The organism is Emticicia aquatilis, assembly GCF_014644295.1.
Classification (GTDB): Bacteria; Bacteroidota; Bacteroidia; order Cytophagales; family Spirosomataceae; genus Emticicia; species Emticicia aquatilis.
The window spans coordinates 81873-99077 of the sequence record NZ_BMKK01000012.1; the positions used below are offsets into that span (position 1 = coordinate 81873).

Consider the following 17205-nt stretch of genomic DNA (forward strand, 5'->3'; position numbering starts at 1 on the left):
GCGATAAAACGCAGGTTTTTTGATGATTTTTTATTTACTTTGAGTAATGGTTTTTACAACTTATGATGTCTAAAGAATAAATGTCAGTATTATCAGACTATACAGAAACGCTTAAAACACTTAAAAATGCTATACTTAGTAGTCGGTATAGGGCGGCTGTACTTGTTAATCAAGAGTTATTAGGCTTATATTTTAGTGTTGGACAACTTATTTCTGAGAAAATTAAGCAGGAAAAATGGGGTGCAAAGGTTTTAGAACGCTTATCGGAAGATTTGCAGAATGAATTACCAGGCTTAAAAGGATTTTCGGCAACTAATCTAAAATATATGCGAACTTTTTACGATTCTTGGCTAAATTACTTTGGAGTAAATACCACACAAAATACTGACAATCAATCACTTATAATTAGTCAGTCGGTAACTGACCAAATTAACAAGTCGTTAGATAAACAGTTTCAAGAAACTTTCTTGCAAGTAAGCTTTACTCATCATATTGCTATTCTCTCAAAAACACAGAGTATTGAAGAACGAATCTTTTACATCTATAAAACCTCACAAAACTTTTGGTCAGTAGAAACACTCAAACACCACCTTAAAGCTAATCTTTTTCAAAAAGAAGGAAATCTTCCAAATAATTTCTCTCAAATCATTACAAACAATGACCTCAGAGCCAAAGCACTTCAGTCATTCAAAGATGAATATTTACTTGATTTTATTAACATCGAAGACCCAGACGAAGAAGATGAAAAGCTAATCGAAAATGGAATAGTAAGAAATATCAAAAAGTTTTTGCTTTCGCTCGGAGCTGATTTTGCCTTTTTAGGAAATCAGTTTAGGCTGCTTATTGAAGAAGACGAATACTTCGTCGACCTCCTTTTTTTCAATCGCAAATTACAATGTTTGGTCGCTTTCGAACTAAAAAAAGGAAAATTCAAACCCGAATATATGGGAAAAATGAATTTTTATTTGTCAGCATTAGATGAATACATCAAACAACCTCACGAAAACCCCTCTATCGGAATTATACTTTGCAAAGAAAAAAATAATAAAATAGTCGAATTTTCCTTCCGTGATTTTAGTAAAGCAATGGGTGTTGCTACTTATAAAACTGCCAATGAAGTACCCGAGCAATATAAGAATGCACTACCAAATGCCGATACACTTAGAAAATTAATGGATTAATAAAATACCAATCAACAAACCCATAACCAATGAAAAAACTTTTTTTCCTATTCCTCTTACTTATCAACACTTTATCAAGTTTTGCACAAAAAGAACCTGATTTTCTGACAAACTACAATAAACGTTGGGTAGATTCAGTATTTACAACACTAACGCTGGACGAGAAAATTGGGCAATTACTCATGCCCCGTGGTAATACTTCTGGCCGACCACACGATGTAGAAAAACTCAAACGTTGGGTAAAAGATAACCGAATCGGTGGAATTGTGATGTTTGCCGCTCCGCCAACTGTGCAAGCTCGCATCGTGAATGAGTTACAGGCTTTATCAAAAGTTCCGCTTCTAATAGGCATGGACTTGGAATGGGGTTTGGCCATGCGACTCGACAGCACGGTGCGTTTTCCGTACCAAATGACACTCGGAGCAATGCAAGGCAACGAAAAGTTACTTTTTGATATGGGCGTTGAAGTAGCCAAACAATGCCGCCGAATTGGTGTGCATATCAATTATGCCCCCGTGGTTGATGTCAATATAAATCCTAATAACCCTGTTATCAATTTTCGTTCGTTTGGCGAAAACCAAGAAGATGTTGCCAACAAAGCTCTCGCCTATATGCAAGGTATGAATAGTGAACATTTACTTACTTCAGCCAAACACTTTCCAGGCCATGGCGATACGGGCGTTGATTCACACTTCGATTTGCCCTTGATTCCGCACGACCGCAAACGTTTAGATGCTGTTGAGTTTTATCCATATAAAAAACTGATAGACAATGGTTTAAGTGGAATCATGACTTCACATTTGAGTGTTCCTGTATTAGATACAAGTAAAAATCTGGCGGCAACTTTTTCTAAAAGAATCGTTACTGATATTTTACGTAAAGACCTCAATTTCAAGGGTTTGACTTTCACCGATGCGATGGATATGCAGGGTGCAATCAAGTATTTCTCGAAAGGCGAAGCCAACGTAAGAGCGGTTTTGGCAGGAAATGATATTCTTGAAACATTTGAAGACGCCGAAGGTGCGATTTTGGCCATCAAAACGGCCATTGCCAACAAAGAAATTTCGATGGAAGAAATTGATTTTCGTGTACGTAAAATCTTGATGGCAAAATCATGGGTTGGATTGGATAAATATCGCCCAACCGACATCAAAAATTTGATTGCGGATTTGAACACTACAAAATCAGATTTATTGAATCGCCAGTTAGCCGAAGCTACAATTACATTAGTAAAAAATGATGATAAAATACTACCTATCAAGGATTTAACCAAACGCATCGCCAGTGTTTCAATTGATGCCGTACAGCCGACGGCTTTTCAGAAAATGACCGATAATTACACAACTATCGACCATTTTTTGCTTCCGCCAAATGCTCCTGATTCGAGCATCAACAAGGTTTTAGCACAAACCCAAAACTACGATGTGATTTTGGTAAACTTACACCTCAATAACATTCGTCCAGCTGCCAAATATGGTATCACTGATGCTAATAAAAAAGCTTTAAAAGCACTTGTAAATACTGGCAAGGCAATTACGACTATCTTCGGTAATCCTTATTCTCTTGATAAATTTGAAGATTTAGAAAAATCGAAAGCCATCGTAATGGCATATCAGCTAACCAACTATATGGAAGAAGCTGCCGCCCAAGCAATTTTTGGAGCAATTCCGATTTTGGGTAAACTGCCAGTTTCTATCAATAATACTTACAAATATGGCATGGGGGAAAGTACAAAATCAATGGGGCGTTTGGCTTATGGAATTCCAGAAATGGTCGGACTTGATGGTGTAGAGTTTAACAGAAGAATCGACTCGGTAATCAACCTCGGACTTCGTGAAAAAGCCTACCCTGGGGCAACCATGCAAGTTGCTAAAGATGGTCGAGTAATTTATCAGAAAGCATTTGGGTTTCATACTTTCGAGGCAGCCAATGGAGCAGTTTTAGCAAATGCCGATGCTAAATTTAAAGCTGATAATAAAAATGATGTAATGGACGAAGCCGTGAAAAAGGCAAATGCAAATGCAGCTATCAACTCATCAAAATCAACTACAAAAGGAATTGTTAATTTAACTGACCTTTATGACCTTGCATCAGTTACGAAAGTAAGCACTTCGGCATTGGCGGTTATGCAATTAATGAGCGAAGGAAAATTTGATTTAGACAAAACATTTAAAGACTATTATCCAAAATATGCCGATGGAAATAAAGCCAACTTGCGTTTCCGTGATATGCTTACACACAAAGCTGGCCTAAAAGCTTGGATTGCTTTTTGGACTGACTGCATCGACTCTGTAAAAACCGTTAAAAACAGTGTAGCTTTCAAAGAGAAGTACGCTTCTCAGTACAAGAAAAAGCTATTTATGAGCAAGAAGAAGTACAACCTTCTGCTTGCAAAAGCCATCAAGACCGACAAAAATCTTTGGAAAGACTGTCTTTCTCCAAAAACAATGGTTTGGAAGTCAAATACGCTTTCTACTAAGCAGTCGGCTGATTTTTCAGTACAAATATCTGATTCTCTTTGGCTACACAAAGACTACCAAAAAGTTATTTTCGATGCCATCGAAAACTCTCCTTTGAAGCCCGAACAAGGTTATGTTTACAGTGATTTGCATTACTACACTTATCCAACTTTCATGGCATCACTGACGGGCATACCTTGGGAAGATTACTTAAAGAAAACGTATAAACAAATTGGAGCTAACTCTCTGACTTATAACCCATTACGTTTCTACTCAAAAGATAAAATTGTACCAACAGAAAAAGACACCTTATTCAGAAAAACCCTTATTCACGGGTACGTACATGATGAAGGTGCTGGAATGTTAAACGGTGTATCGGGACATGCTGGACTTTTCGGAAATGTTAATGACCTCACGAAATTAATGCAAATGTATTTGCAGAAAGGCTATTATGGCGGTACACAATTTATCAAACCAGAAGTGCTTGCTGAGTGTACGAAATACCAGTTTCCAGAATTAAAAAATCGCCGTGCAATTGCTTTCGACAAGTTAGATTTTAATCCGAAAGTAGGAAATGGCCCAACATCAGCGTCGCCCGAGAGTTTTGGTCATTCGGGTTTTACGGGTACATTCGTTTGGGTTGAGCCGAAGTATAATTTTGTTTATACTTTCTTATCGAACCGAGTTTATCCAACCCGTGATAATGTGAAAATTAGCACGCTCAATATCAGAACCGAAGTTGGCGAGCAGATTTATAAAATGGTAAAGAAGTAACACAAGTCTCCCGACTTGTCAAGCGAACAATTTAGACCCAAAAAGGCTTAGAAACTCAATTCTAAGCCTTTTTGCTATTATCTATCCACAATCTGGGACATTATTCGGAGTATAACTGCTACTACAAACATAATACTTCCCAGTATTACTATTCGTTTACCATGCTTCCTATCTACTTCTTGATAGCTATATATTTGTTCTCCATTGGGTAATATTTTCTTTGAAGTCATCATATTCCACCCAATTGCAATTCCTATTAATCCACCCAACAAGGCGAAAGCATAACCAATCCGAATGTTATTACCTTGTTTAGGTTCTGGTTTAGCTAATGCTTCTATTCTTGCTTTCTTCAAAGACTTTAAAAATTCTTTATCAACTTGTTTTCCTCGCTCACCTAAAATCTTCTGTGCTAATTGATAATCAAAAGCAGACCATTCATCTGGTTTAGCCAATAAATCATAAAGTTCTTCATCGGAAAACGTAAATAAGTAATGTGATTTATCAACCTCAAACACTTCTTTTGATGCTACTTCGTCTAAAATCTCAAAAACTCGTGCAAATTTATCTGAGGTAACTTTTACAATAAATTCGGGGGGTAAACTTATCAAACTTACAGAGTCCATTCTTTCTCTATAAGCCTCCGTTTGAAAAGGTATATCATTTCTTTTCAAGATTTCAAGCAAATCATTAAATTGTGCTTCATCATTGAAAGATTTTATTTTTTTAAACTCTTCCATAACTATTTATTTTTAAGTCTAAATCCTACTTCCCCGCCCGCATCAAACTAAGGGCTTTATTACAAAATACAAATTCTTCTAACTCAGGAACGGTATCGCCCATAATGGTTTGGCTGTTTCCTTCCCAAAGCTTTTTGCCTTTGTGCAAAAACATAATTTTATCGCCAATCGAAAGTACGGAGTTCATATCGTGGGTAATGACCACGGTCGTAATATCAAACTCATCCGTAATTTCTTTAATCAATTCATCAATTTTTATCGAAGTCAGCGGGTCGAGACCAGAGTTTGGTTCATCACAAAACAAATACTTTGGGTTCATCACAATCGCTCGGGCAATGCCAACACGCTTTTTCATTCCTCCCGAAATCTCCGATGGCATTCGTCCGCCAGTTCCTTCCAAACCAACTCGTTGTAGGCAAAATTCTACTCGGTCTTTCTTTTCACCTTCACCCATTTTTGTGAGCATATCGAGCGGAAATTGTACATTTTCGTGTACGGTTTTAGAGTCAAACAATGCTCCACCTTGAAAAAGTACGCCCATTTCTCGGCGAATATCTTTTTTATCTTCTTCGTCGCCTACATAAAAATCACGTCCATCATAAAGCGTTGTTCCAGCTTCGGGACGAACCAAATCAAGCATACATTTCAATAATACGCTTTTTCCTGTACCACTCGCACCGATAACCAAGCTTGTTTCGCCTTTCTTGAAAACGCCACTGACATTATCCAAAACTTGGCGACCATTGAAAGACTTTGATATATTTTTTATTTCAATCATAAACCCCCAGCCCCTAAAGGGGAGCAATTATTAAATGTTAAACATTCTATCATTCACTCAATCATTCATTCTATCATTCAAAATTAAGTCAAAAGCTCTGCCAAAAGATAATCGGCAATTAGAACCGCAATACAACTATTGGTTACGGCCGATGTACTGGCCTGCCCTACTTCCAATGCACCTCCACGAGTATTGTAGCCTTGAAAAGCCGAAATTGTGGAAATCAGAAAACCAAAAACTACTGCTTTGATGATAGAGATAAAAACATTAAAGGGAATAAACGAATATCTGATACCATAAATATAATCTTCTGGCGTGATGATACCCGAAAGTGTTCCTGCCAAATATCCACCCAAAATTCCCAAAAATCCTGAAATAATAGCCAGTAAAGGAAACGTGAAAACCGCAGCCAATAATTTAGGTAAAACCAAATAAGATGCCGAATTAATTCCCATTACTTCAAGGGCGTCAATCTGCTCGGTAATTTTCATTGTTCCGAGTTCGCCTGCAATATTCGACCCTACTTTTCCTGCCAAAACTACGCACATAAAAGTCGAAGATAATTCGAGTAAAGTCATATCTCGCACAATATTACTCACCACATAAATCGGGATAACTGGACTCACCAAATTGGCACGGGTTTGCACGCAAACCACCGCTCCAATAAAGACAGCTACGATGGCCACAATAAACACCGAACTCACCCCAATTCCGATACACTCATCAATGAACCTTTCCCAATATACTTTCAGAGATTCTCGTCGAGTGAAGAGTTTTCCCAGAAATATTAAATATCTTCCTATTACTGATAACATAGTTTTTAGCTAAATTTTAACGATATTTGCAAAGATAACGATTTGTTTAGGGTTCATAGTTCTATATTTGAGGTTTTTATTGTAGAATACAGCGATAGGCTTTTAGTTGTTGGCTATTAGCATTTAGCAAATTGTTAGCATATCTTTTAGAAAATAAATCAACATCAGGCAAAAAAAGCCAATAGCTAAAAGCTAATTGCCTAAAAGCCAGAAATTCAACATGAGTAGAAAATTAGCAGTAGTTTCGGGTGGTACACGTGGCATTGGGCGAGCAATTGCCGAACAATTTGCTAAAAACGATTTCGATATAGTAATTTCGGCTCGAAATGAGGCCGACTTAGCAGCAACAAAACAAGCTATCGAAGCACAATACGGTGTAAAATGCTACGTACAAAAAGCTGATTTAGCTATCAAATCTCAAGCTATCGCTTTTGCTGAGTTTATCAAATCTTTGGCTCAGCCAATCGGAATGTTGACTAATAACGCTGGCACATTTATTCCCGGTAACGTACACGAAGAAGCCGATGGCGTTTTAGAACAACTCATCGAAACCAATCTTTATAGTGCATATCACCTCACTCGTGGGCTGATTCCGACAATGATTGAGCAGCACAACGGACATATATTCAATATTTGTTCGGTGGCGAGCCTAAAAGCCTACCCGAATGGTGGCTCATACAGCATCTCAAAATTTGCTTTGTTGGGTTTCAGTAAAGTCTTGCGTGAAGAAATGAAAGATTATGGCGTAAAAGTAACCTCTGTGATGCCTGGGGCTGTTTACACTGATAGTTGGGCAGGAGCAGGAATTCCAGAAGAAAGATTTATGACCGTTGCCGATATTGCCGAAACCATCTGGAGTGCTTATAGTTTATCGAAAAATGCAGTTATTGAAGATATTGTTTTGCGTCCGCAGGGTGGCGATATATAGCCCCTCCCCAGCCCTCCCCGATGGGGAGGGAGTAAATAACTCTTTTTTATTCTTAATTTTTTTTAAAAAACGTTTATATTTGACCTTTAAATACTTATAATTTTACGCTAAATGGCAACCGAATATTTAGGAATTGATGTAGGCGGAACTAACGTCAAAATGGGCATTGTTGAAGCTCAAACTGGTAAACTTTCAAATTTTTATAGCCACGACACGGCAAGCTGGCGTAAATCAGGGCATTTTGTTGAGCGTTTGGGCGATGCAATTGCGATTCAATTAGCTGAAAATAAAGGTGTAGAAAAATGCGGAATTGGTGTTCCGGGGCTTATCACCCGTGACCGTACTACTTTGGTAGAAATCACAGCAATCCCCGAAATCGACGGCACTCCGATTATACCATATCTAAAAGAACGTTTCCCGAAATGTGATTTTTTCCTTGAAAACGATGCAAATGCTGCCGCTTTGGGTGAATATTACTTCGGTGAAGATGAAGAGATTCCAGAAGATTATATCATGGTTACGCTCGGAACTGGTGTGGGTGGAGCTGCAATCATCGACAAACAAGTTTTCAAAGGTGGTGGCGGAAATGCCATGGAGCCGGGTCACGTTCCATCAAAAAATGGCAAAGTTTTAGAAAGAAACATCGGCAAAAACGAATTACTCGATTTAGCCAATAAAATGAGAGCTAACTATACAGGTAAAACCCAACTTCCTGGTGATGGCACTATCTCTACAACTGGTTTGGTAGCAGCAGCAGCCGAAGGCGATGAATTGGCTCTTCAAATTTTCAGCGAAGTAGGCGAAATGCTTGGTAATGCTCTGGTTTCGATGATTCGTATCCTTGATATTACGACAATCTTAGTAGGTGGTGGTCTTTCGGCATCGTTCGATTATATCATGCCAGCTATCAATAAGCAGTTAGAATATTGGCTAACGCCTTATTACCTCAAAACACTTGTTATCAAAAAAGCTACACTTGGCAATGATGCTGGTTTGCTCGGAGCGGCAAGTTTGTGTTTCTAAGATAAAGTACATATATTTCTGAAAGAAAAGGTTAATTATCGGTTTGATAGTTAACCTTTTTTGTACACAGCGATTAAAATCGCTGGCTATTGAAACAAAGGATTGTTTTTTCGACAAACGATTAAAATCTTTTGTATATTCAACCAAAACCCTATACTCTAAACTATGGAAATCACTCATGCTATCTCCGATGCTGTGCTTACACTCACAGGCATTTATGTATTTTTCCAATATCTCCGAAAACTCGAATTTAATACCTGTTTACTTTGGGAAGCCTTCGTACTTTCAATCACGGCAGCAGCTTTTTTCGGAGTTATCCGATTTTTGGGTTACTCTCCAGCAAAAACAGTTTCGGAATTTTTCCAACATTTAGCTGGCACAGCGGGAGCATTTTGCTTAGTTTATGCGTCATTTTTATTAGTTCAACGAAAAACGGCTTCTCGAAATGCAACTTATATAGTATTGGCTTTAGGATTCATTACTTTCGGAATAGTCCAACTAACCGACAACTCAAAAGTATTGCAGATAGTATCAATGGTAGCGATTCCGTTGGTTTTGGTTATCGGTATTTTTGGACTTATCAAAGGTCGTTCGGCCGTTGGTTCGTGGCTTGTGTTGGGCGTTTTAGCATTGGTTTTGGCTACTTATAACAAAAGTTTTATGCCCAATAGCATCCTCGACCCAACTGATGTTTATCATTATTTGGTAGCCATTAGTTTATTTTGTTTCGGAAGAGCAGCTCGCCATCAAACAGTCTGATTTTTAATAAAAAAACCTGTAAAGAATGATAATGAAACATCATGCTTTACAGGCTTATTTCTATTGACTACCAACTATCGACTGTGTACTACTCAATCACTTTCGGTACTTGAAAATACTCACCGTTTTGGCTTGGGGCATTTTTCAAACCTTTTTCTCTTGGCAGAGGGTTTTGAGCAATATCTTCTCTGAAAACATTCACTTCTTCGCTCATGTGCGTAAGTGGCTCTACATTGGTTGTGTCGAGTTCTTTGAGTTGGTCCATCCAATTCAAGATTTTCGATAAATCACCCACCATTTTTTCGCTTTCCTGCTCGCTTAATTCTAAACGAGAAAGATGTGCCATTTTTTCAACTGTTTTTTGGTCTATTTTCATATTTCTTAATCTCTAAACTTGTTTAATGTTGGCTGAATCACATCATAGACTTGCTTTTTCAAAGTATCTATGTCAGCTTTTGTTAGGTTGGTCGTCTCGATTGGCTTATGTACGATTACTCTGATTTTGTGCCATTTGAATAGTGTTTCGGGCATTACTTTATAATTATCCAAAAGCGAAATCGGTACAATCGGTACTTTATTTTCGATGGCCATCGAAAATGCTCCATCTTTAAAAGGCTGAATCATTTCGGGGAAATTAGTCGAAAAAATACCTCCTTCTGGAAAAATCATAATACTTCTCCCCGACTTCAATGCTTTTATCGAGCGAGTAAGGGCCTTGATTCGGCTATCTTTTGCCGACCTATCTACTTGAATATGAAGTTTTGTAAACATATATCCAAATAATGGCACTTTCTTCACCGAGCTTTTCCCCATAAAAGCAAAGTAGTTTTTCACGACAACGCCCATCATCGCAATATCGAGATAGCTAAAATGATTGGCACAAAAAACATAGGCACGCTTTGGGTCAGGTTTTTCTTCGTAAGTAACCTTTACGGGCTGCCCGATTATAAAAAAGAAAATCTTGCCCCAGATACGATTACAGTAATGAGCGATTGGTTTCCATTGCTCTTTTTGCAAGCAAACATAAACAACAGGATAAAGTAATAAAAACACTACTATAAACCAAAACGCACACCAAACTGTATATATCCAAGAAAATACCTTCATAAAAGCCAGCTCCCAAACCCGACACATCGGACTGCCCCGATGGGGCTTAATTACATAATTGATTATTTATTATTAGCAATTTAATGATAAAACATTGATAATCAAAGCTTTACCATTCACTCATTCTATCAATCGCTCATTTACTTTATCTCGTCGTGCAAATCAACTGGTTTTGCGTTTTTACGCATTTTGATGTTGAGCGTTTCAACCAAAAACGAGAACGCCATCGAGAAGTAAACATAGCCTTTCGGTACGTGTACTTTAAATGCCTCGGCCACGAGCAATGTACCAATCATTACCAAGAAAGATAAGGCCAACATTTTCACCGTTGGGTGACGCTCCACAAACTCACCCACTTTACCAGCAAAAGCCAACATTGCAAAGGTAGAAAGAACTACCGAAACAGCCATCACAATAATATTATCAGTCATACCAATGGCCGTAATAATTGAGTCGATTGAGAATACAATATTAATGATAGCAATATCAAAAATGGCTTTTGAAAGCTTAGAAGCTGTCTTTTTGCCACTAACATTTTCTTCGTGTCCTTCGAGTTTTTGGTGAATCTCAGATGTTGACTTGTACAACAAGAAAAGTCCACCAATTAATAATATAATATCTTTACCACTAAAACCTAAGTCGAAAGGTAAGCCCAAATCTTTTAAATTAAATAAATCGGTTTGAAGCCCCAAAATCCAGCCCAATACAAATAATAAAGCAATTCTGATGGCCATTGCCATCATTAAGCCAATACTACGGGCTTTTTTCTGTTCGGCGTGTGGAAGTTTCGATGAAATAATCGAAACGAAGATGATGTTGTCAACCCCAAGTACAATTTCTAATAATGTTAAAGTAAGAATACTTGTTAAAGCTGCCGTTGTAAAAATTTGTTCCATTTCAGGTTTAGTTTTATTTGTTTATGAAGCGAAATTAGAGTTTTTCGATGTTTCCGCCAAATTCAATCATGATAAACGGAAAATTTCGAGCAAATCACACGTCTGATTTCTTGATGAATATCAGAAAATAAATCGTTTTTTTGATGAATTTTGAGCAGAGACCTCGCATAAAAATGGGCTTTTTTTGCCATGATTTTCTGAGTATTCTATTTCTTGTAGAATTATTCCTATAATATGACCAAAATCACAAAATAGTATTATAATTTAACTGAATTTTAGTTGATGAAACTTAATAAAGTACCTACTTTTGTTATATTCAATCTATTTATTTTGACTTTTAATGAAACTCTCTAAAGAATTACTAACCGACAGTTCTACACTCCAATTACCTGAAAAAGTACTTCAATTTGGTACGGGGGTTTTACTTCGTGGACTATGCGACTATTTTATTGATAAAGCCAATAAGCAGGGAATTTTTAATGGACGAATCGTGGTTGTGAAATCGACCGATTCGGGCGGTGCAGATGCTTTTGCCGAGCAAGACAATCTTTATACTATTTGCGTAAGAGGTATCGACAAAGGCGTACCAACTGAAGAGAACATCATCAGTTCGGCTATTAGTCGAGTACTTTCTGCTCAATCTCAATGGAGTGCAATCCTTGAAACTGCCCAAGACCCTAACATTTCAGTCGTTATCTCAAACACCACCGAGGTTGGTTTACAGTACGTCGAAGAGAGTATTCGTCAATCTCCACCTGCATCTTTCCCTGCGAAACTTACGGCGTGGCTATATGAGCGTTTTCAGAACAAACAAGATGGCGTTGTAATTATCCCGACCGAACTAATTGTAGGTAATGGAGATATTCTGAAAGATTTAGTATTGAAAGTTTCGGCTTTCAATAATCTACCAGCCAATTTTGTAGAATGGTTAAAAACCGAAAACTCATTCTGTAATTCATTAGTTGATAGAATCGTGCCAGGCAAGCCCAAAGGCGAAGCATTGGCCGAATTACAAAATAAACTTGGCTACGAAGACCAACTTCTGTTAGTTGCTGAAACATACAGATTGTGGGCGATTCAAGGCAATGAAAAAGTAAAAGATGTTTTATCGTTCGCCCAAGCTGACGAAGGCGTGAAAATTGCCAATAACATTGAGCAATTCCGTGAACTAAAACTTCGTATGCTCAACGGTACGCACTCGCTCATGTGCGGCATGGAATATCTATCAGGCTTTACGACTGTGAAAGAAGCATTGGCCGATGATGTGACCGAGAAATTTATCACAAACTTGATGATGTCGGAAATTGCCCCTGCAATTCCGTATAAAATAGATGCTAAAGTGGCTCAACGTTATGGCCGTGATGTATTGGATAGATTCCGTAACCCGTACCTCGACCACCAATGGATTAGCATTACGCTTCAATACACCATGAAAATGCAGATGCGTAATATTCCATTATTGTTGAATTACTACAAAGAATTCAGCACCGTTCCGCAATATTTTACTCGTGGATTTGCTGCGTATCTTCTATTCATGAAAGCAGTGAAAGAAGAAAACGGTAAGTATTTCGGTGAAAAAGAAGGCGAACTTTACCCAATCCAATGCGATTCAGCAAAATATTTTTATGAAGTATGGCAAAACCATAAACCAAATGAAGTAGTAGATGCAGTGCTTGGCAATGAACAACTTTGGGGAAGCGACCTCCGCAAACTCAAAGGTTTTGAAGAAAACGTAACTACGCATTTATCAAACATGATGGCAATAGGCGTACGTGAAGTAGCTGCGGCTTTAAATGTATATGCTTAATTGTAACACAATTCTCCGAATTGTAAAGCCTGCACAATTCGGAGAATTGTGCTACAAAAAACGCTCCGAGAGATATTTTTTCGGAGCGTTTTTTGTTAATTGCCTCCTGCCTTAGCTGAAGGATTTATTGAGAATTTTATTTTACCTCTTTTATAATGCGTAAAGCATTTCCCACAATTTCGGTAACTTTTGCCCAATCTTTTGCTGCTAAAACATCTTTCGGGACTAATTGTGAGCCAATTCCTACGGCGGTAGTACCAGCACCAAACCACAGTTTTAGACTTTCTTCGGTTGGCGAAACACCACCTGTAACCATAATCTGAGCATCGGGCATCGGCCCACCTTTCAGGGCTTTCACAAAACCTGCACCCAAAACATCGCCGGGGAAAATCTTGATGAATTCAGCTCCCGCCACACGAGCATTATAAATTTCGGTCACTGTCATCACGCCTGGCATCCACGGAATACCCGCCGCTTGACAAACCTTACCAACTTCTGGGTTCATTACTGGAGCTACAATGAAATTTGTACCAACATCAATAAACTTTTGTGCCGTAGCTGCATCGTAAATCGTACCAATTCCCAAAATCATTTCGGGCATTTCGGTTTCAGTAATTTTTACGAGCTCTACAAAGTTATTATACGAATTTTCGGTGCGATTCGTGAACTCAAAAACTCTCACGCCCGCCGCATAGCATGCACGCAACACACCCAAACACAATTCTAAATCATTGTGCGTAAAAAGTGGCACTAAACCTGTTGCCGAAACCTGTGCCAAGGTTGTATTTTTATCAAATCTTGCCATTATCTTTAAATTTACGATGTACGATTTATGATTTACGATTAGTATATCACAATTTTATGGTTTAAACCAACAAATCGTCATTCGTAAATCCAAAATCGTCAATCAAGTTTATCTTCTCAATCTCCCAGATTTATCTCCGCTCATGACGGCTTCAACTTCTGGGACTGTCACTAAATTTTGGTCACCTTCAATGGTATGCTTCAGAGCCGCAGCTGCTGTTCCAAACTGCAATGATTTCAAATCATCTTTCAATATAACTTGCCCATAAATAAAACCACCCAAAAACGCATCGCCAGTACCAATTCTATCAACAATATGAGTAATATCTTGATAACCAGTCTCTAACAATTCCTCGCCATTCCACATTTTTGCGGCATATTGGTTATGTGAAGCACTTACTTGAATACGGTCAGAATCAATTACTTTCTTCACAGTCGGATAAGCCTCCATCAACATTTTACAAGCCTCCACAAACTTACCTTTCTCGACAGTTACTTGAAGCCCAAAAATCTCTTCGATGTTTTTGCGACTTGCTAAAATAATATCTGAATAAGAAGCCAATTCGGGCAAAATTTCTTGTGGAGTTTTACCATATTTCCACAAATTACTGCGGTAATAAATATCCGAAGATACCGTAATACCCAGTTTTTTGGCAGTTTTTACGGCATCTAAGCACGCCTTTGCGGCTCCTTCCGAAATTGCGGGCGTAATACCACACCAGTGAAACCAATCTGCACCTTCCAAGATTTTCTCCCAATCGAAATGCTCAGGATTGATATTAGCAAATGCCGAATCGGCACGGTCATAGACAATCTGGCTGGCACGCATCACCGCACCCGTTTCTAAGAAAAACACCCCTACTCTATCACCCTCTAAAACTACGTGAGAATCATCAACTCCCAAAAATCTTAGAAATGCCTTGGCTTTTTGCCCCATCAAATTATTAGGGAAAGCGGTTACGTGAGCAGCTTCAAAACCAAACTTCACGAGCGATGCCCCAACGTTCATTTCTGTTCCACCGAAAGTAGCATTAAACGAGGTTGCTTGTTCTATTTTCTGAAAATTGGGTGTCGAAAGGCGAAGTAGGACTTCACCAAAAGTTACTATTTTTGGCATAAAATTTTAATGAGTGAATGAGCGAATGAATGAATTTTGAATGTTCTCAAAAAACACTCTTCTATCTTTATGTAACTTTACTATTCAATATTTTTAGCTAAACGACCTCGTAATTCCAAGCTCCAAACCTCTCAGTTCGGCTAAACCACGTAAACGACCGATGGCAGTATAGCCAGGGTTTGTTCGTTTGGTAGCGTTCAAGTCATCGAGCATTTTGTGTCCGTGGTCGGGGCGGAACGGCAATCTGTAATCTTCACGTCCTTCGCTTACTCTTCGTTTTTGCTCCAAAACCAACGCTTTCATTACGCCATACATATCTACATCGCCATCTAAGTGGTCAGCTTCGTAGAAATTTCCTTCGGCGTCACGCTTAGTTGCTCGTAAATGTATGAAATTAATTCTGTCGCCCAAACGCTCAACCATTCCAACTAAATCATTATCGGCACGCACACCGTAGCTTCCCGTGCAGAAACAAAGTCCGTTAAATTTACTTTCAGCTGCTTCGAGTAATAATTTTGCGTCGGTTTCGGTACTTACTACACGGGGCAAGCCCAAAATCGGATACGGTGGGTCGTCGGGGTGAATCGCCAACAATACGCCCGCTTGCTCGGCTACTGGTGTAATTTCTTTTAGAAAACTATACAGATTTTGGCGTAATTCTCTATCACCTATATATTTATAGGTATCAAGCGTTTCTCTGAATGCTTCAATCGTAAAACTTTCTTCGCTTCCTGGCAAGCCAGCAATGATATTTTTGGTCAGACGAGTCACATCAGCTTCTCTTGCACTTTCAAACCATGCTTTTGCTTTGGCAATTTGTGCTTCCGAATAAGATTTTTCGGCGTTTACTCTTTTTAGAATATACATTTCGAAAGCACAAAACTCGGTCATATCGAAACGCAAGGCTTTAGAGCCATCGGCTACTTCAAAATCTAAGTCAGTACGAGTCCAGTCCAAAATTGGCATAAAATTATAGCAAACTGTATCAATACCACATTCGGCCAAGTTCACGAGGCTTTCCTTGTAGTTTTCGATGTATTGCTTATAATTTCCCGAAGCCTTCTTGATATCTTCATGCACAGGCACGCTTTCAACCACCGACCACACCAAACCGCTGCTTTCGATGAGAGATTTACGAGCTTGAATTTCTGATTTTGTCCAAACCTGACCGTTTGGTATATGATGAAGTGCCGAAACAACACCTGTTGCCCCAGCTTGACGAACATCGGATAAACTTACTGGGTCATTGGGGCCAAACCAACGCCATGTTTGTTCAAGAGCCATATTTTTAAGATTGAAATAAATGATTTACAAAAATATAGCTAAGGCGAGAAGTCTCCAACTAATATTTTGTCAGGAACAAATACTTTTTTGACAGTATAGAGGAGCAAACGGTCAAAAACTTGAAACGAGGTTATACAAAACAAATTTTAAATATGATTTTATAAGGAAAAACAAAAAACTAACATTTTTTTTTATTGAATATTTGGAAATAAAAAAACAGACTTGCATCTTTGCAGTCCCAAACAAAAAAGTAGTTTCGTTTGTGAAAAGGGAGTTTAGCTCAGCTGGTTCAGAGCACCTGCCTTACAAGCAGGGGGTCACTGGTTCGAACCCAGTAATTCCCACTCTTTTCAAAGCAGTACAATATGTTATGGGAGTTTAGCTCAGCTGGTTCAGAGCACCTGCCTTACAAGCAGGGGGTCACTGGTTCGAACCCAGTAATTCCCACAAAGCCTCAGAGAAATCTGAGGCTTTTTTTGTTGTTTTCTTGAGAAGAATATATTGTGTATTGGGTCGCTGATTCGAAGCGATTCGTCGCACCGCCAGTAATTCCCACAAAGCCTTAGAGAAATCTGAGGCTTTTTTTGTTGTAGTTTTTTAATGCAAATATCCTCTTTTTTGAAAGGCTACACTTTTTAGTTGAAAAACTCCCCTCTTTACGAATATTTTTAGAGAAAACTAATGATTTAACCAAAAAAAACTCCTACCTTTGCACCCTAATTTGAAAAGGAGTGTT

General features: G+C 38.5%; 15 protein-coding genes and 2 tRNA genes. 8 read left to right on the plus strand and 9 right to left on the minus strand.

What is annotated here, in order from left to right:
- Nucleotides 1-80: 80 nt before the first annotated feature.
- On the plus strand, nucleotides 81-1181 hold the full coding sequence (locus tag IEX65_RS22905; protein WP_188769742.1) for a PDDEXK nuclease domain-containing protein: 1101 nt from the start codon (nucleotides 81-83) through the stop codon (nucleotides 1179-1181).
- Nucleotides 1182-1210: 29 nt separating this feature from the next.
- Nucleotides 1211-4414, plus strand: a complete 3204-nt coding sequence (locus tag IEX65_RS22910; RefSeq protein ID WP_188769744.1) for a serine hydrolase domain-containing protein — start codon at nucleotides 1211-1213, stop codon at nucleotides 4412-4414.
- 77 nt (nucleotides 4415-4491) lie between these two features.
- On the opposite strand, the gene IEX65_RS22915 is transcribed toward IEX65_RS22910, so the two are convergent.
- The 3 genes from IEX65_RS22915 to IEX65_RS22925 all read right to left on the minus strand — a co-directional run bounded on the left by IEX65_RS22915 (nucleotide 4492) and on the right by IEX65_RS22925 (nucleotide 6744).
- Nucleotides 4492-5151 carry a hypothetical protein gene (locus IEX65_RS22915; RefSeq protein WP_188769746.1) on the minus strand — a complete coding sequence of 220 codons (660 nt, stop codon included), beginning with the start codon at nucleotides 5149-5151 and terminating at the stop codon, nucleotides 4492-4494.
- A 25-nt stretch (nucleotides 5152-5176) separates the two neighbouring features.
- Nucleotides 5177-5929, minus strand: a complete 753-nt coding sequence (locus IEX65_RS22920; RefSeq protein WP_188769748.1) for an ABC transporter ATP-binding protein — start codon at nucleotides 5927-5929, stop codon at nucleotides 5177-5179.
- A gap of 83 nt (nucleotides 5930-6012) precedes the next feature.
- Nucleotides 6013-6744 (minus strand): MlaE family ABC transporter permease, encoded by a 732-nt coding sequence (locus IEX65_RS22925; RefSeq protein WP_188769750.1) that lies wholly within the window; start codon nucleotides 6742-6744, stop codon nucleotides 6013-6015.
- A gap of 220 nt (nucleotides 6745-6964) precedes the next feature.
- On the opposite strand from IEX65_RS22925, the gene IEX65_RS22930 reads away from it, so the two are divergent.
- From IEX65_RS22930 to IEX65_RS22940, 3 genes are all read left to right on the plus strand, one after another.
- Nucleotides 6965-7672, plus strand: a complete 708-nt coding sequence (locus tag IEX65_RS22930) for an SDR family NAD(P)-dependent oxidoreductase (protein WP_188769753.1) — start codon at nucleotides 6965-6967, stop codon at nucleotides 7670-7672.
- Between the two features lie 111 nt (nucleotides 7673-7783).
- Complete coding sequence (locus IEX65_RS22935; protein ID WP_188769755.1) at nucleotides 7784-8695, plus strand: ROK family protein; 912 nt, start codon at nucleotides 7784-7786, stop codon at nucleotides 8693-8695.
- A gap of 165 nt (nucleotides 8696-8860) precedes the next feature.
- The gene (locus tag IEX65_RS22940; RefSeq protein ID WP_188769757.1) at nucleotides 8861-9454 is read left to right on the plus strand and encodes a DUF6962 family protein; all 594 of its coding nucleotides are present in this window, start codon (nucleotides 8861-8863) and stop codon (nucleotides 9452-9454) included.
- An 88-nt stretch (nucleotides 9455-9542) separates the two neighbouring features.
- On the opposite strand, the gene gatC is transcribed toward IEX65_RS22940, so the two are convergent.
- The 3 genes from gatC to IEX65_RS22955 form a co-directional block, all read right to left on the minus strand.
- Nucleotides 9543-9830 (minus strand): Asp-tRNA(Asn)/Glu-tRNA(Gln) amidotransferase subunit GatC, encoded by a 288-nt coding sequence (gene gatC, locus IEX65_RS22945; RefSeq protein ID WP_188769761.1) that lies wholly within the window; start codon nucleotides 9828-9830, stop codon nucleotides 9543-9545.
- 5 nt (nucleotides 9831-9835) lie between these two features.
- Nucleotides 9836-10561, minus strand: a complete 726-nt coding sequence (locus IEX65_RS22950; protein WP_188769766.1) for a lysophospholipid acyltransferase family protein — start codon at nucleotides 10559-10561, stop codon at nucleotides 9836-9838.
- 140 nt (nucleotides 10562-10701) lie between these two features.
- A complete protein-coding gene (locus IEX65_RS22955) occupies nucleotides 10702-11457 on the minus strand; it encodes a TerC family protein (protein WP_188769768.1) in 756 nt (251 codons plus the stop codon).
- Nucleotides 11458-11797: 340 nt separating this feature from the next.
- On the opposite strand from IEX65_RS22955, the gene IEX65_RS22960 reads away from it, so the two are divergent.
- The gene (locus IEX65_RS22960; protein ID WP_188769770.1) at nucleotides 11798-13264 is read left to right on the plus strand and encodes a tagaturonate reductase; all 1467 of its coding nucleotides are present in this window, start codon (nucleotides 11798-11800) and stop codon (nucleotides 13262-13264) included.
- A 136-nt stretch (nucleotides 13265-13400) separates the two neighbouring features.
- Here the strand turns inward: IEX65_RS22960 and IEX65_RS22965 are convergent, their stop codons facing one another.
- From IEX65_RS22965 to uxuA, 3 genes are all read right to left on the minus strand, one after another.
- Nucleotides 13401-14069 carry a bifunctional 4-hydroxy-2-oxoglutarate aldolase/2-dehydro-3-deoxy-phosphogluconate aldolase gene (locus IEX65_RS22965; protein WP_188769771.1) on the minus strand — a complete coding sequence of 223 codons (669 nt, stop codon included), beginning with the start codon at nucleotides 14067-14069 and terminating at the stop codon, nucleotides 13401-13403.
- 108 nt (nucleotides 14070-14177) lie between these two features.
- On the minus strand, nucleotides 14178-15185 hold the full coding sequence (locus IEX65_RS22970; RefSeq protein ID WP_188769772.1) for a sugar kinase: 1008 nt from the start codon (nucleotides 15183-15185) through the stop codon (nucleotides 14178-14180).
- Nucleotides 15186-15278: 93 nt separating this feature from the next.
- Complete coding sequence (gene uxuA, locus IEX65_RS22975; protein ID WP_188769774.1) at nucleotides 15279-16469, minus strand: mannonate dehydratase; 1191 nt, start codon at nucleotides 16467-16469, stop codon at nucleotides 15279-15281.
- Nucleotides 16470-16738: 269 nt separating this feature from the next.
- Between uxuA and IEX65_RS22980 the strand changes: the two genes are divergently transcribed.
- Nucleotides 16739-16813: transfer RNA gene (locus IEX65_RS22980), tRNA-Val, on the plus strand.
- 28 nt (nucleotides 16814-16841) lie between these two features.
- Nucleotides 16842-16916 (plus strand) — tRNA-Val (locus tag IEX65_RS22985).
- The last annotated feature ends 289 nt before the right edge of the window (nucleotides 16917-17205 follow it).